Below are 15,130 nucleotides of genomic sequence, written 5' to 3' on the forward strand. Positions count from 1 at the left end.
CATCAAAACAAACTAGTAAGAATCGATATCTTATGAGATGGCCAACTGAATTAATTACTATTATAAGTGGACTAGTTGTAATTATTACCGGTGTAGTTGCAGCTTGGCGATTCATTGTCCGCTGGCGTCGAAAACATAAAACACCCATCACAAAAAATGAAGTGTCTTTACTTGCAGATCGTTTTATAGACCTTTTCAAAGCTCATGGCATCGAGCGTACACAAATCCCCAGATTTTTGGGCGAGCCATATAATTTAACCCTTTCTGATGTAAGCACAAATACAACACTCCTGACCCGCTTAGATGAAAACATCCTATCAGCTGTTTGTGAACTATTTGGGGTTCAGAGAGAATGGCTTGATAAGGGCAGTGTTCCTATGTATACCCAACTCTCATTTTATAAAGACATGAACCGATATGTTGGTTTCCTTTCTGAAATTACAAAGAAATATGATAGGGTCCAAGGATTTGCTATAAAATCACCTGAAGATAAACTTAAAAAAACAGGCAATCGATTGCCGATAGCATTATTGTTTCAGGTGTATATTGGCATACTCGACGACGAACCAATTTATAAATATTATCTGGCTGATGATGAATGGTACTGGGATTATGATAGGACGCGTATCCAGCTTAAAGCGATGTTCTTTGCCGCCTTTCAATTCCAAGTTTTTATATGTGGTTGTGAATTGCCGAAAAGTGAGATAAAAAATCTGATCGCGGGAAGGGCTTTCCCCGGCCCACTCGTGAATAATCTCAATTGCGTGAGGTGGCACCCTGATGAATATATTTGCACATCAGAGGAAAGTCCTGTTGCCATAGACAGCAAGGAAGCATTAATAGCAAGGGAATACATGGCAAATACCGGCTGGCTTCAAAAATTAGAAAATATAACTGGTAAAAAAGCAGTATTTAGTCTTTGATTTTGACATTATAAAAACAAACTGATTCAATGTTGAAATGAAGATATGAACCTCCCCGACATCCAAAAGACCCTCCGCAAGTTCGCCGAAGCCAGAAACTGGGATCAATTCCATAGCCCGAAGAACCTCTCAATGGCGCTTGCCGCCGAAGCGGCTGAACTGCTTGAGATATTTCAGTGGCTGACAGAAGAGCAGTCAAAGGATATCGTCAATTCAGAAAAAGAGATCGCACAGGTTAAGGAAGAGATAGCAGACGTCTTTATCTACCTCGTCCGCCTTGCTGATAAATTAAATATCGACATCGAAAAAGAAGTCCTCGCCAAGATCGCCCTAAATGAAAAGAAATACCCCGTCGGCCTCTCTAAAGACAACGCCGTGAAGTATAACAAGAGATAATATCTGAAGCGAGAGGAAGCGCTTACAACTTATTAAATTCTTCTATTGATAATCCAGCCTGTTGAATTAATTTCCGAAGAAGGCCGGGGCCAAGTTCTTTATGCTGTGGCACAGATAATGTCCACTGGTAGTCAGGCTTTATGAGCATTACATGAGATCCTTTCTGGCGGGCTGCAGACCATCCTGCTTTTTTGAACTTCTTTACTGCTTCTGCGCCTGAACAGAGTTTTAAAGAAGGGCCCATTAGACAGCGACTTCGATCAGGCGGGAACTGTCAAAAGACTGCTTAGACTCCATAACCTCTATCCAGCCTTCAACAGCCTCTTTTATATTGGCTATGGCCTCATTCTTTGTCTTGCCCTGAGAAAAACAGCCCGGAAGCGCAGGAACCTCAGCAACAAAATAGCCGGCTTCATCCTGTTCAATATTTATATGTAATTTCATGGTTTCACCTTGAGTTGAAATTATTATATCACAGGCAGGATTTCGGGTAAACTTAAGGAATTAACCCGCATTATCACTCTTTGCCAAAGGCGTATTTCTAATCTTTCCAGCTTCCACACTATCTATGATATAATTGACCTTGATTTTTATAGCTTAAGGAGAATGACTTTGACTGAAAAGATACGCGTACGATTTGCACCGAGCCCCACAGGTTTTCTGCATGTAGGAGGGGCGAGGACGGCATTATTTAACTGGCTTTATGCAAAGCACAATAACGGCACCTTCATTTTAAGGATCGAAGATACTGACAGGACCCGTTCTACTGACGAATTCATTGACGCGATCATTGACGGCATGAAGTGGCTCGGGTTTAGCTGGGATGAAGGCCCGTTCAGGCAGACTGAGCGCTTTGATATCTACAAAAAATATGTAGACAAACTCTTGTCAGAAGGCAAGGCTTATCACTGTTACTGCTCTCCTGAGGAGCTTGAGGCAAAGCGCAAAGAGGCGATGAAAGAGGGCAGGGCGCTGAAATACAACGGCAAGTGCAGAGGGCTGAAAGAGCCTGTTGTTGGAGTAGAACCTGTTGTAAGGTTCAGGATGCCGCAGGATGGACAGACAGTTGTTCATGACCTGATAAAGGGCGTTGTTGAGTTTAATAACGAACAGCTTGATGACCTCATCATACAGCGATCAGACGGCACTCCGACATATAACCTGACCGTTGTCGTAGATGACGTTGATATGGAGATAACGCATGTTATAAGAGGTGATGACCATCTTAATAATACTCCGAGGCAGATCCAGATATATGAAGCCCTGGATTACGCGGTTCCGAAATTCGCGCATCTTCCAATGATACTCGGCGCTGACAAGGCGAGGCTATCTAAGAGGCATGGCGCGACTTCAGTTACCGCTTACAGGGATATGGGGTATCTTCCTGAAGCGCTTGTAAATTATCTTGTGCGCCTCGGATGGTCTTACGGGGATCAGGAGGTCTTTACAAAGGAAGAGCTTATTCAACATTTCTCTTTTGAACATATCGGAAAGGCAGCTGCTGTATTTAATCCTGAAAAACTTGACTGGCTGAATGCGCAGTATATTATGGGCTCAACGCCGGAGAGGCTTGCTGAGCTTGTCATGCCTTTTCTTGTCAAAGACGGATTGCTCAAGGAAGGAGAGACAGTTGACATGGCATGGCTGTCTAAGGCTGTCCTTACTCTGAAAGAACGGTCAAAGACATTGGTTGAGCTTGCTGAGTCGATGCGCTACTACATTGCCGAAGAGATAAAATATGATGATAAGGCATGTAAGAAGTTCCTTAATAAAGAGTGCCTTGAACTCTTAGTTGAACTGAAAGAGAGTCTGGCTTCAGCTTCTGATTTCAGCGCAGCCGGGCTTGAGACTGTCTTTAAATCTATTGTTGAGAAGCACGGAGCAAACCTTGGAAAACTCGCGCAGCCTGTAAGGGTCGCTATTACAGGCGGAACTGCAAGTCCCGGGATATTCGAGGTGCTTGAGATCGTGGGGAAAGATAAGACTGTTAAAAGATTAGAAAAGGCTGTTGATATTATAAAGGCTTCATAGCTGTACAAGGGTTAAATATGTCTAATAATGATTCTCCCAAACCATCTGACTTTATCAGGGATATGATCTCTGAAGACCTGAAGCTGAATAAGAACGAGAGCCGCGTGCATACGCGCTTCCCGCCTGAGCCTAACGGCTATCTTCATTTAGGCCACGCAAAGTCCATATGCCTTAATTTCGGCATCGCAAATGAATTTAAAGGCGGGCTCTGCAATCTGCGGTTTGATGATACCAATCCGACTAAAGAAGAGGTTGAATATGTTGAAGCGATAAAAGATGATGTTGACTGGCTCGGCTTTGACTGGGCTGACAGAGAATACTATGCCTCTGACTACTTTGATAAGCTGCATGACTATGCTCTTCAACTTATCAGTAACGGCAAGGCATATGTATGCGACCTGAGCGCCGAAGAGATGAGACAGTACAGGGGGACGCTTACAGAACCGGGTATAGAGAGCCCATTTCGCGATCGTTCAGTTGCGGAGAACATAGCACTCTTTGAGCTAATGAGGGGAGGGGAGTTTGAGGACGGCTCACGCACACTCCGCGCAAAGATAAATATGTCATCAGGCAACATCAATATGCGCGATCCTGTGATATATCGCATACAGAAGTCCCACCATCACAGGACAGGCGACAAGTGGTGCATCTATCCTATGTATGATTTTGCTCACTGTGTATCAGATTCTATTGAGGCTATCACTCACTCGCTCTGTACGCTTGAGTTTGAAGACCATCGTCCATTGTATGACTGGTTTTTGGATGAATTGAATATCTATCATCCGCAGCAGATAGAGTTCGCGCGCCTTAACATAACCAATACTGTATTGAGCAAGAGAAAACTTATCACTCTTGTAAATGAAGGGCATGTCACAGGTTGGGATGACCCCCGGATGCCGACACTTTCAGGCTTGCGCAGGCGCGGGTATACTCCTGAAGCGATCAGGAACTTTTGCGAACGTATAGGCATTGCCAAGAGGAACAGCACTGTTGATATGGCGCTGCTTGAGCATTGCCTGCGAGAAGACCTTAACAAACGCGCCCCGCGTTTTATGGCGGTGCTTGACCCTCTGAAGGTTGTAATAGAGAACTATCCTGAAGATCAGGTAGAAGAGTTTGATGCCGTGAACAATCCTGAAGATGAGAGTATGGGCACGAGAAAGGTGCCTTTTTCGCGGGAGATATATATTGAGCGTGATGACTTTATGGAAGACCCGCCGAAGAAGTTCTTCCGCCTGGCTCCCGGACGTGAGGTGCGTTTAAGGTATGCTTATTTCATAACCTGCACCGATGTGGTCAAGGATGAGAACGGGGTTATCACTGAGATTCGCTGCAAGTATGACCCTGAAACAAGAGGCGGCGATTCTTCTGACGGACGCAAGGTCAAGGCAACGATCCACTGGGTCTCTGTATCTCAATCCCTTCCGGCTGAGGTGCGGCTGTATGATCACCTCTTTTCTGTTCCTGAGCCGGGTGAGGATTTTATAGCAGATCTGAATCCGAACTCGCTTAAGACAATGTCATTCAGCCGTATCGAGCCTGCTCTTGTGGATGCGTTCATGTGTCAGTTTGAGCGGCTCGGCTATTTCTGTATCGACCCGCAGGACTCTTTCAGAAAGAAGATGCCGGTCTTTAACAGGACAGTGACTTTGAAAGATACATGGGCTAAAGTAAATAAAGCGGAGAATAAAACATAGATATGAAAAAGATCGCTGTCATAGGAGCGGGAAGCTGGGGAACCGCGCTGGCATTTCTGCTTGGTGAGAAGGGATATGATGTCTCTCTCTGGGTGTATGAGCCTGAACTTGCTGATGAGATTGCAAAGAGCAGGGTCAATTCGAAATTCCTGCCTGACGCAGCGCTTCCTCAAAACATTACACCTTCAAGCAGTATGCGTGATGTTATGAAAGATGCAGAGGTTGTGCTCAGCGTTGTGCCGACGCAGCATACGAGAAGGGTCTTTAAAGAGGCGGTTTCTTTTATTCCTCAAGGCGCGCACATAGTAACCGCATCCAAAGGTATTGAGAACGGCACACTTCTTACGGTGTCGCAGATAATTGAAGAGATGACCGGACGCAAGGCGTCTGCTCTTTCAGGCCCGAGCTTTGCCAAAGAGGTCATAAAGAAACTGCCGACAGCTGTAACATTAGCATGTGAGAGCGAAGAAACTGGGCGGCTGCTTCAGAAGATATTTAATACCGACCACTTCAGGGTCTATACAAATACCGATGTGCTCGGAGTTGAGCTTGGCGGCGCGCTGAAGAATGTCATGGCTATCGCTTCGGGAATTTCAGACGGCCTCGGCCTCGGCTCAAGCGCAAGGGCTGCGCTTATCACGAGAGGGCTTGAGGAAATAATCCGTCTTGGTATCGTCATGGGCGCGGATGAGAAGACATTCAGGGGGCTCAGCGGCATGGGCGACCTGGTGCTTACATGCACAGGCGTTCTGTCAAGGAATTATACCGTAGGCACAAGGCTTGGCAAGGGCGAAAAGATCAAAGATATCATCTCAAGTATGGCGATGGTAGCTGAAGGTGTCGCCACTTCTGAATCAGCATATGAACTTTCAAGAAAATACAGAGTTGAGATGCCTGTGGTTGAACAGGTCTATAAAACAATTAATCAGGATAAGTCTCCAAGAGACGCGGTTAAGGAGTTGATGGCAAGAAGTCTTAAGGCAGAACATTAGACAAAATGGATAATAAGAAGATAATAAAGATACTTGAGTCTGTGAAGGCAGGTGATGTCTCGGTCATGAAGGCGATGGAGACCTTAAAACATCTTCCGTATGAGGATATGGGTTTTGCCAAGGTGGATCATCACAGGTCATTGAGGCACGGCATACCTGAGGTTATATATGCTCAAGGCAAGGAGATAAAAGATATTGTTTCAATATCAGATTCGATCCTGAAACGAAGCGGGAAGCTCTTTATAACCAAGGCATCAAAACCTGTTTTCCAAAAGATAGAAGCTCTATGCAGGAAGCATAAAAAGAAGGCTGAGTTTTATGAGAGGTCAGGTGTGATAGTTGTCGGAGGCGAGAAGAAGAAGCAAGGATTTGTAGCGGTCATTTCCGCAGGCACATCTGATATCTCTGTTGCTGAAGAGGCGGCTGTAACAGCCTCTTTTCTCGGAAGCAGGGTTGAGATAACTTATGATGTCGGAGTTGCCGGCCTGCACAGGCTTATAGATGCAAAGGATTCATTGAAAGATGCAAAGGTGCTGATAGTTGTTGCAGGGATGGAGGGCGCTCTTCCTTCTGTTGTCGGAGGCATGACTGACAAGCCGATCATCGCAGTCCCGACCTCGGTAGGATACGGCGTGAACCTCGGCGGCATTACCACGCTCTTTGCAATGCTGAGTTCATGCGTGCCGGGAATAGCTGTAATGAATATAGATAACGGTTTCGGCGCAGGCGTCTTGGCGCATAAGATAAATTTACTATGATCGCATACTTTGACTGTTTTTCAGGGATAAGCGGCGATATGATCCTCGGCGCGCTTGTGGACGCCGGGGTTTCTCTAGAGGCCTTAAAAAAGGAACTCTCTAAACTCCCTGTTAGCGGATATGAATTAAAAGTTAAGAAAGTTAAGAGGTCAGGATTCTCAGCAACAAAGGTCGATGTAGTTCTGTACAACCCCTCTCAATCTCCCCTTACCAAGGGGGGACTTAAGGGGGGTCAGCCTTCAGCTAAAAAATGGAAGGACGTTCAGAAGATAATCAAGACATCCTCGCTGTCACAAGATATAAAAGCGAAAGGTCTATTGATCTTCAAACGGCTCTTTGAGGCTGAGGCAAAGGTTCATGGAGAGAAAATTCAGGACGTTCATCTGCATGAGCTCGGCGCGATTGACTGCATAGTCGATATATTCGGTGCGCTGATAGGGCTTGATATGCTCGGTATCACAGAGATTTATTCTTCTCCTTTAAATGTTGGAGGAGGAACCGTAAAGACAGCACATGGTATATTGCCTGTCCCGGCTCCGGCGACTCTGGAGCTTTTGAAAGGCGTTCCGATCTACTCATCAGGCGTGGAGCATGAGCTTACGACACCGACAGGAGCTGTGATAATATCATCACTCTCAAAAGGATTTATGCCGTTTCCTGATATGAAGGTCTCGGGCACAGGGATAGGGGCCGGCGGCAAGGATTTAAAGGAACAGCCGAATGTGCTGAGAATATTGATCGGGGAGAACACACCCCTGCCCCTGCTTAAAGCACCTACTGTTGGTCTTGATAGAGGGGAAAACTTTCCCACTTTGAAAAAGGGGGAGAAAGGGGGATTTTCAGATAAAAATATCACTGTCATAGAAACCAATATTGATGACATGAACCCTCAGGTCTATGAGTATGTGATGAAGAGGCTGTTTAAGACAGGCGCGCTTGATGTCTGGCTGACAAATATCATTATGAAGAAGGGCAGGCCCGGGATCAAGCTGACGGTTATTTGTGATGACGGCAAGAGGGACGAGCTTTCAAAGGTCATATTCACAGAGACAACAAGCATCGGCATTAGATTTTATACCGCCGGGCGGGAAGTGCTTGCGCGGGAGATAAAATCTGTAAAGACAAAGTTCGGAAATATAAATGTGAAGGTTTCAAGCCTTGACGGTAAGATACTTAAGACAACTCCTGAGTATGACGACTGCAAAAAGATAGCGAAGAAGCACGGCATTCCGCTTTTAGAAGTCATGAAGAAAGTAAGCGGGAAATCTTAATTAAAAGATCCCCCGTCACCTAATTATCTTATTTCTTGATCTCTTCCTGTTTCTTGCCGATTAAGGGAACAAAGATAGATGCACCTTTTCTGTAAACCAGCAGGAGCATATCTTCTTCAGGCTTTATCTTTGATACGAAGTCGTTAAAGTCATTATTATTGGATACGGCTTTTCTGTTTATCTCAAGTATAACGTCTCCGCGAATGAGTTTCTCTACGGCAGGGCTGTCTTCGGCAACGTTAGAGATTACTACGCCCCTAAGCTTCTGCGGGATACTCAGCTCTTTGTAGATATCCGGGGTAATGTCCTGGGTTGTTACGCCCATCAGCGCGTTCTCAAGAAGAGCGTTGGCCGGTTTTTCAGATGCTGCACTGAGTTCCGTAATTGTTATCTTGAGGTTTGCAAGCTTTCCATCTCTTATAACCACAACCTTTACCTCTTCGCCGGGTAATGTATTAGCTACGCTGTTTCTGAGGTTTGCAGGTTCATCAACTTTCACATTGTTGAACTCAACTATCACATCTCCTCTGAGAAGGCCGGCCTTTTCAGCAGGGCCGCCTTCGTTAACCTCGGTAATAAGAGCGCCGTAATTGTCAATAAGCTGGAACTGTTTGGCAAGCTCAGGTGTAATGGGCTGAACAGATACGCCAAGCCATCCGCGTATGACCTTTCCTTTTTCTACAAGGCTGTCCAAAACTCTTTTTGCCATGTTGCTCGGGATTGCAAAACCTATTCCCTGGTATCCTCCTGAAGTGCTGTAGATCGCGGTATTGATTCCGACAAGTTCACCCTTTGCGTTTATAAGCGCCCCGCCTGAGTTGCCGGGATTTATGGCAGCGTCTGTCTGTATGAAGTCTTCATAGTCTGAGATACCTACATTCTCTCTTCCAAGCGCGCTGACGATGCCAGAGGTAACGGTCTGGTTCAGGCCGTATGGGCTGCCGATCGCCATTACAAGCCCGCCCACCTTCAATTCATCTGAATTTCCCCATGTGGCTGTCGGTAGCCCCTCTGCCTCTACCTTGATAACTGATATGTCGGTCTTAGGGTCACTGGCGATCAACTTCCCGATAAGCTCCCTTTTGTCAGATAAAAGAACGGTTATCTCGTCAGCATCTTTTACAACATGGTTATTTGTGACTATGTATCCGTCAGAAGTGACTATAACACCGGATCCGAGGCTTGTGGCCTTTCTCTCCCGTGGCCTCTGCATCTGGTCGAACTGGTCGCCAAAGAACCTTTTAAAGAATGGGTCTTCAAATAAAGGATTGACGCTGCCCTGGGTCTTAATGGTCTTTGTAGTTGAGATATTGACTACAGCGGGTTTGACCGCCTCAACTACATCAGACATGGCCTGGCTGGTCTTTGAAAGAAAGTCTTTTGACTCCTGCAAGTTAGCATTGGCTTCAGAATGGGTGATGTAAGGAAGATAGAAGGCTATATTAAACAATAAGATAACAGCGGCAAAAAATAGCGGTTTCCTGAATTTGATTTTTCTGATAAACATTTCTTCTCCTTATATTAATGGTGTTTTTAAGATTATATATTCCAAAATATGGTGCGTCAAAAAATTGTAATTAAAGGTTAGCATATCTATGTTGAATAAATTATGAAGATACCCCGGGTTTACAAATTGCGCCTCTTCAATTATCATTTAATACTCAATGCAGGACAGCAGAAGTAATTTTAGAGATATATATAAATAATATGCGCATATCACTGGCACAGATCAACCCTACGGTCGGCGACCTCGAAGGCAACCGGAAGAAGATAGTTTCATACATAAAGAAAGCTATCGCCGCCAAGTCTGACCTCATCGTTTTTCCGGAACTTGCAGTGACAGGTTATCCTCCTGAAGATCTTCTCCTGAAACCTGATTTTATAGATGACAGCATTGATGTGCTCAATGAGATAACGAGATCAGTTGACGGTATCGCAGCTATTATCGGTTTTGTCGATAAAAAAGAAGGCATATATAATGCGGCAGCAGTGATATCAAATAGAAAGATAATAGATGTTTACCACAAAAAGCATCTGCCGAATTATGGCGTCTTTGATGAATACCGTTATTTCAAGAAAGGCATAAGGTACCCGGTCTATAATTTTGCCGGCATAAATATCGGGATAAATATATGTGAAGATATCTGGGAGAAGAACGGCCCTGCAAAGGTTCAGTCCCTGTCAGGAGCTGAGCTTATCATAAACATCAATGCGTCGCCATACTGCATGGGCAAGATAGCTGTCAGGGAAGATACAGTAAAGAAACGGGCGCTTGAATGCAATGCCGCAATGCTCTATGTCAACATGGTCGGCGGGCAGGACGAACTTGTATTTGACGGCGGCAGTTTTGTAATGGATGCCAAAGGCGATATGATCGTTAAGGGAAGGCAGTTTGTAGAAGAGATGCTGACATTTGATCTTGAGCCGGAAATGACTATGAGGCAGGTATCATCAAATGCCGGCAGAAAGGAGCTTAAGAGGCTGGTATTTAAAGGTGAGAAGGTTGAGATGATAGATATCCCTTCGGCGCTCTCAAAACGAAAACCCCAATTAAAAAACAGAAGACATAAGAATATATCTGAAGCCGAAGAAATATACAGCGCGCTTGTGCTCGGTACAAAAGATTATGTTCGGAAGAACCGGTTTAAGGGGGCGGTGATCGGGATGAGCGGCGGGGTCGACTCTGCCCTGGTCGCGACTATTGCTGTTGATGCGCTTGGGAGAGAGAATGTGCACGGATTATTTATGCCCTCGATATACACTTCAAAAGAGAGCCGTGACGATGCATACAACCATGCGAAAAATCTCGGCATAGAGATAAAGACTGCGCCGATCAACGATATTTTTAATGTATTTTTAAAAACTCTTTCAACAGAGTTCAGTGGCACCGCTCCGGATACCACAGAAGAGAATCTCCAGGCAAGGATCAGGGGAACTATTCTGATGGCATTCTCAAATAAGTTCGGATGGCTTGTTCTCACTACAGGGAATAAATCCGAGATGAGCGTTGGTTACGCTACCTTGTACGGCGACATGGCAGGAGGTTTTGCGGTGATAAAGGATGTGCCCAAGACTCTTGTGTATAAACTCTGCGAGTGGCGCAACAGCAAAGAGGGCAGTCTCCTTATACCTGAAAACATATTATGGAAAGAGCCTACAGCAGAGCTTAAGCCTGACCAGAGGGATACGGATACTCTTCCGCCTTATCCTGTGCTTGACCCTGTATTGAAGGCATATGTTGAGGATGACCGCAGTTTTGAAGAGATCATGGAGCTGGGCTGTGATGTAAACAGCGTTCAAAAGGTCATAAGAATGGTGGACAGTTCCGAGTATAAGAGACGTCAGGCGCCTCCCGGCATAAAGATAACACAGCGGGCGTTCGGCAAGGACCGCAGGTTTCCCATAACAAATAAATACAGAAGTTACTAAATCAATTTAAAATTGAGGTGAAAGATTGAAAATGAAGAATTCTGCTCTGATATATTTATTTATGATATTGATCCTGACAGCATCTGCCTGCTCAGGCGCAAACGGAACAGCGAAGGAAGAGGGCAGTACGTTTAAATCCGTTCAGGAGATCAGTGAGGTCAATCCGGAAAAGCCTGTGAAGATAAAACTGAAACGAAATGGCGATGGCGAGTATTCATGGGAGCTGAACGGAGATGACGTTGAGCAGGTCATAGGGACAGATAAAAGGCTTTTGCAGTATAATAAAGAACAAAAAATAATTAAGAAGGATTGATCATGAAATTTAAACTTTTGGCGCTTGGAGTTGCAACAGGTATTTTATGGGGATTATCTTTATTTGTTGTCACGCTTTTGAGTGTTTACACAGGATATGGCGAGACATTTTTAAATGCCCTGCCGCAAGCATTGTATCCCGGTTATGATATTTCAGTCAAGGGGAGTTTCTTCGGCCTTATAATAGGTTTTTTTGATGGTGTTATCTGTGCTTCCATATTCGGGTGGGTCTACAATAAGATAGCCGAGGCACAGGAGAAGAAGTCTTAATCAGCAGGAATGGGTTTTAATTTTCTACATATCCTTCAATAAGCAGATCATCGCCGAATCTTCTTGTTTTCATATCTCTTATCTTTATAGAGTTAATAAGCGAAGCAGGAGCGCCGCCTTCAACAGATGTTAAGGCATCCTTGCCGCCTATCACCTTTGGAGCAATAAAGAACATAACCTTATCAACTATCTTGTCTAAAAGCGCTGACGCGGCTATGTGTGAACCACCTTCAATTATTATGCTTGATATCCCCATTTTGCCGAGTTTGCTCACAAGGTCTTGCAAGTCAACATGTTTATCCCTGCTCTTAACAATCATGACCTGATGCCCTGTCTTTCTTACGGCATCGATCTTCCGGGCTGCTGCTTTATCTGTTGTTGCTATAATTGTCTTGCCGTCTTTATACCCTAACACTTTAGAATTTAGAGATATCCTGAGAGCGCTGTCAATGATTATTCTGTATGGATTTCTCCCTCTTATCATCCTGCAGTCAAGAGACGGGTCATCCTTTATCACAGTACCTATGCCTACCATTACAGCGTCAAGTTCATTTCTTAGTTTATGAACATGCTTTCTCGCCTTTTCACCTGTGATCCATTTGGACTCGCCTTTTGCATCTGCTATCTTGCCGTCAATGCTCTGTGCTATCTTGAGTATGACGAATGGTTTTTTTGTTGTAATGAACTTAACAAAAGCTTCGTTAAGCTTAGATGCCTCTCTTTCCATGATGCCTACCTCAGTTTCAATCCCGGCATTGCAAAGCGCTTCTATCCCTTTTCCTGACACCTTCGGGTTTGGGTCAAGCATAGAAACTACAACTTTATTGATGCCTGATCTTATGATCGCACTGGTGCATGGCGGTGTTTTTTTATCGGTATGGCAGCATGGTTCAAGGTTGATGTAGAGCGTAGCGCCTTTTGCATCAGAGCCAGCCTTTGCCAGGGCGAGCGCCTCAGCATGAGGCTCGCCTGCTTTTTTATGATAGTCAGCGGCTATGACCCTGTTGTTCTTAACTATAACAGCGCCGACAGCTGGATTGGGGCTTGTGCGTCCTATGCCCTTTGCTGCGAGGGCAAGGGCTTTTTTAATATACATTTCATTTTTTGTCATATTATGAATCATAGATTTTAACAGAAAAGTATGTTATTAGAGTAGGTATGGAATATATTATAATATTATATAAGTAACGTATTTAATCTTAAGAGCAAATTAAAGGAGGATGTAATGGCAACAAAACTGGGAGAGAAGTATAAATGTGTGGTCTGTACAAACGAGGTGAGTGTGACCAATGAGGGAGTCGGAGTTCTTGTCTGCTGCGGAAAGCCTATGCAGAAGACCGCCTGATAATTTTCCTGATTTAGTGAGTTTAGTTTAATAAGGAGGCCGAGATGGGAAAGATCCCTTTGATCGCCGGGCTGTCGTTATTATTGCTGATGAATATTTCTTTTTTATCGGCTTATTCAGACAGCGGGAAGGAACTGTTTGAAAAGAGGTGCAGTAAATGCCATGCCCTTGACCGTGCTTTAAGAAAAAACAAGGATCTTGACGCGTGGAAGATAACTACAAAGAGAATGGCTAAATACTCAGAAGGCGCGATTACAGAGCCAGAGGCTGAAGAGATTGCTCTTTACCTCGCAGGCAGGGGAACAGAAGCTTCTCAAGTTCTTCCTGATAAGCCTGAATAGAAGAAGGAATGTGAGCATCACGGGCAAGATAGTGTTTTGACATCTATTTTAGGTGTGAGGGTTAGACAATGAAAAATATTCGATGGCAGATAGTAATTGGTTTAATACTTATAAGCCTTTCTGCGCTTCTTTATTCTTTACATTATGTGATCTATAAAGACGCGCATCATATTTTCCTGTATCTGCTCGGCGACATTGCGTTCTTGCCGATCGAAGTCCTGTTGGTGACTCTGATAATCCATCGCTTTCTTCAGCAGAGGGAGAAGGATATTCTGATGCAGAAGATGAATATGGTAATCGGAACCTTCTTCAGCGAGGTGGGCAATAAACTGCTTGAGCATTTTCTCGGATTCAACAGTCATGCCCTTCGCGGGAACAGGCATATGATCGTTTCAGCTGAGTGGTCTGATAAAGATTTTGATGAAGCTGTTAAATTTATCTCTGGTCATCAATCTCATGTTGATATCCACAAAGGCAACCTGAATGAGCTTAAGGACTTTCTGCAGGATAGGAGGCTCTTCCTGCTCCGTCTTCTGGAGAATCAGAACTTGCTTGAGCATGATTCTTTCACAGACCTGCTCTGGGCTGTATTCCATCTTTCAGAGGAGCTGGATGCAAGGCAGGATCTCTCACAGCTGACTGAAAAGGACGGCAAGCACCTGGAATTGGATATCAACCGCGCATATAATCATCTGCTCTTTGAATGGCTGATGTATATGAAGCATATGAAGAAGAGCTACCCTTATCTTTTTTCACTTGCCGTTAGAACAAATATATTCAGGGATGACCCGTCGCCTGAGGTGAAGTGAGCAACAGGGATCCATGTATTTATTTTTTAACTGATTATTAGAGGGAGGATTCAATGTCAAAGACAGATAAGAATTTAAAGGATGCATTTGCAGGCGAGTCACAGGCAAACAGGAAGTATCTTGCTTTTGCAAAGAAGGCTGAAAAAGAGGGTTACCGCCAGGTTGCCAAGCTCTTCAGGGCGGCTGCCGATGCAGAGACGGTTCATGCGCACAATCATCTTAAGGAGCTTGACGGCATTAAAAGCACTAAAGAAAATCTTGAGGCTGCTATTAGCGGCGAGACGCATGAGTTTGAGAGCATGTACCCGGCCATGATAGATGACGCAAAGGCTGAAGGAGAGACCTCGGCTTCAAGGAGTTTTTATCTTGCAAATGAGGTGGAGAAGATACATGCTGAGCTATATAAGAAGGCGCTTGAAAGCCTCGGCAACAGCAGAGAAGTTGATTACTATGTATGCCAGATATGCGGGAATACAGTTGAGGGCTCGGCGCCGGATGAATGCCCGATATGCGGGGCGATGAAGAAGATGTTTACTAAAATAGAGTAGGATAATTT

The 15,130-nt window shown here is 44.7% G+C and carries 18 protein-coding genes; 14 read left to right on the forward strand and 4 right to left on the reverse strand.

From position 1 onward, the window contains the following. Window positions 1-32: 32 nt before the first annotated feature. Both Q7U10_07015 and Q7U10_07020 read left to right on the forward strand, forming a co-directional pair. Entirely contained in the window at window positions 33-923 is an 891-nt protein-coding gene (locus tag Q7U10_07015; protein MDO8282357.1) for a hypothetical protein, read from the forward strand. Between the two features lie 45 nt (window positions 924-968). Next, window positions 969-1,319 carry a nucleotide pyrophosphohydrolase gene (locus Q7U10_07020; GenBank protein MDO8282358.1) on the forward strand — a complete coding sequence of 117 codons (351 nt, stop codon included), beginning with the start codon at window positions 969-971 and terminating at the stop codon, window positions 1,317-1,319. A 22-nt stretch (window positions 1,320-1,341) separates the two neighbouring features. Here the strand turns inward: Q7U10_07020 and Q7U10_07025 are convergent, their stop codons facing one another. Further along, window positions 1,342-1,563, reverse strand: a complete 222-nt coding sequence (locus Q7U10_07025) for a type II toxin-antitoxin system HicA family toxin (protein MDO8282359.1) — start codon at window positions 1,561-1,563, stop codon at window positions 1,342-1,344. Next, window positions 1,563-1,763, reverse strand: coding sequence for a type II toxin-antitoxin system HicB family antitoxin (locus Q7U10_07030; protein ID MDO8282360.1), 201 nt, complete (start codon window positions 1,761-1,763; stop codon window positions 1,563-1,565). Before Q7U10_07030 ends, Q7U10_07025 begins: the two co-directional genes overlap by 1 nt. 168 nt (window positions 1,764-1,931) lie before the next feature. Here Q7U10_07030 and gltX point away from each other — a divergent pair, with 168 nt between their 5' ends. From gltX to larC, 5 genes are read left to right on the forward strand one after another with little or no spacing between them, the layout of a single operon-like run. Further along, a complete protein-coding gene (gene gltX / locus Q7U10_07035) occupies window positions 1,932-3,350 on the forward strand; it encodes a glutamate--tRNA ligase (GenBank protein MDO8282361.1) in 1,419 nt (472 codons plus the stop codon). Between the two features lie 17 nt (window positions 3,351-3,367). After that, window positions 3,368-5,047, forward strand: a complete 1,680-nt coding sequence (locus Q7U10_07040) for a glutamine--tRNA ligase/YqeY domain fusion protein (protein MDO8282362.1) — start codon at window positions 3,368-3,370, stop codon at window positions 5,045-5,047. Between the two features lie 2 nt (window positions 5,048-5,049). After that, complete coding sequence (locus Q7U10_07045; protein MDO8282363.1) at window positions 5,050-6,039, forward strand: NAD(P)H-dependent glycerol-3-phosphate dehydrogenase; 990 nt, start codon at window positions 5,050-5,052, stop codon at window positions 6,037-6,039. Between the two features lie 5 nt (window positions 6,040-6,044). Further along, window positions 6,045-6,797: a nickel pincer cofactor biosynthesis protein LarB gene (gene larB / locus Q7U10_07050; GenBank protein MDO8282364.1), complete on the forward strand. Its 753-nt coding sequence runs from the start codon at window positions 6,045-6,047 to the stop codon at window positions 6,795-6,797. Further along, window positions 6,794-8,068, forward strand: a complete 1,275-nt coding sequence (gene larC, locus Q7U10_07055; protein ID MDO8282365.1) for a nickel pincer cofactor biosynthesis protein LarC — start codon at window positions 6,794-6,796, stop codon at window positions 8,066-8,068. The genes larB and larC overlap by 4 nt, the downstream gene beginning before the upstream one ends. A 28-nt stretch (window positions 8,069-8,096) precedes the next feature. Here the strand turns inward: larC and Q7U10_07060 are convergent, their stop codons facing one another. Beyond that, entirely contained in the window at window positions 8,097-9,575 is a 1,479-nt protein-coding gene (locus tag Q7U10_07060) for a DegQ family serine endoprotease (protein ID MDO8282366.1), read from the reverse strand. 191 nt (window positions 9,576-9,766) lie between these two features. Between Q7U10_07060 and Q7U10_07065 the strand changes: the two genes are divergently transcribed. Genes Q7U10_07065 through Q7U10_07075 form a run of 3 tightly spaced genes read left to right on the forward strand, consistent with a single transcriptional unit; the run spans window position 9,767 to window position 12,079 of the window. Then, window positions 9,767-11,497: an NAD+ synthase gene (locus Q7U10_07065; protein ID MDO8282367.1), complete on the forward strand. Its 1,731-nt coding sequence runs from the start codon at window positions 9,767-9,769 to the stop codon at window positions 11,495-11,497. Window positions 11,498-11,528: 31 nt separating this feature from the next. Next, the gene (locus tag Q7U10_07070) at window positions 11,529-11,810 is read left to right on the forward strand and encodes a hypothetical protein (GenBank protein MDO8282368.1); all 282 of its coding nucleotides are present in this window, start codon (window positions 11,529-11,531) and stop codon (window positions 11,808-11,810) included. 2 nt (window positions 11,811-11,812) lie between these two features. After that, a complete protein-coding gene (locus tag Q7U10_07075) occupies window positions 11,813-12,079 on the forward strand; it encodes a bacteriophage holin (protein ID MDO8282369.1) in 267 nt (88 codons plus the stop codon). A 16-nt stretch (window positions 12,080-12,095) separates the two neighbouring features. Here the strand turns inward: Q7U10_07075 and ribD are convergent, their stop codons facing one another. Further along, window positions 12,096-13,190, reverse strand: coding sequence for a bifunctional diaminohydroxyphosphoribosylaminopyrimidine deaminase/5-amino-6-(5-phosphoribosylamino)uracil reductase RibD (gene ribD, locus Q7U10_07080; protein MDO8282370.1), 1,095 nt, complete (start codon window positions 13,188-13,190; stop codon window positions 12,096-12,098). Between the two features lie 114 nt (window positions 13,191-13,304). Here ribD and Q7U10_07085 point away from each other — a divergent pair, with 114 nt between their 5' ends. The 4 genes from Q7U10_07085 (at window position 13,305) to Q7U10_07100 (ending at window position 15,122) form a co-directional block, all read left to right on the forward strand. Beyond that, on the forward strand, window positions 13,305-13,424 hold the full coding sequence (locus Q7U10_07085) for a desulfoferrodoxin FeS4 iron-binding domain-containing protein (protein MDO8282371.1): 120 nt from the start codon (window positions 13,305-13,307) through the stop codon (window positions 13,422-13,424). 44 nt (window positions 13,425-13,468) lie between these two features. Then, window positions 13,469-13,765: a c-type cytochrome gene (locus Q7U10_07090; protein MDO8282372.1), complete on the forward strand. Its 297-nt coding sequence runs from the start codon at window positions 13,469-13,471 to the stop codon at window positions 13,763-13,765. Window positions 13,766-13,833: 68 nt separating this feature from the next. Then, entirely contained in the window at window positions 13,834-14,574 is a 741-nt protein-coding gene (locus Q7U10_07095) for a hypothetical protein (protein MDO8282373.1), read from the forward strand. 53 nt (window positions 14,575-14,627) lie between these two features. Further along, window positions 14,628-15,122: a rubrerythrin family protein gene (locus Q7U10_07100; protein ID MDO8282374.1), complete on the forward strand. Its 495-nt coding sequence runs from the start codon at window positions 14,628-14,630 to the stop codon at window positions 15,120-15,122. The last annotated feature ends 8 nt before the right edge of the window (window positions 15,123-15,130 follow it).

The sequence above is a fragment of the Thermodesulfovibrionia bacterium genome, from assembly GCA_030646035.1.
In the GTDB taxonomy this organism is placed as follows: Bacteria; Nitrospirota; Thermodesulfovibrionia; order UBA6902; family UBA6902; genus JACQZG01.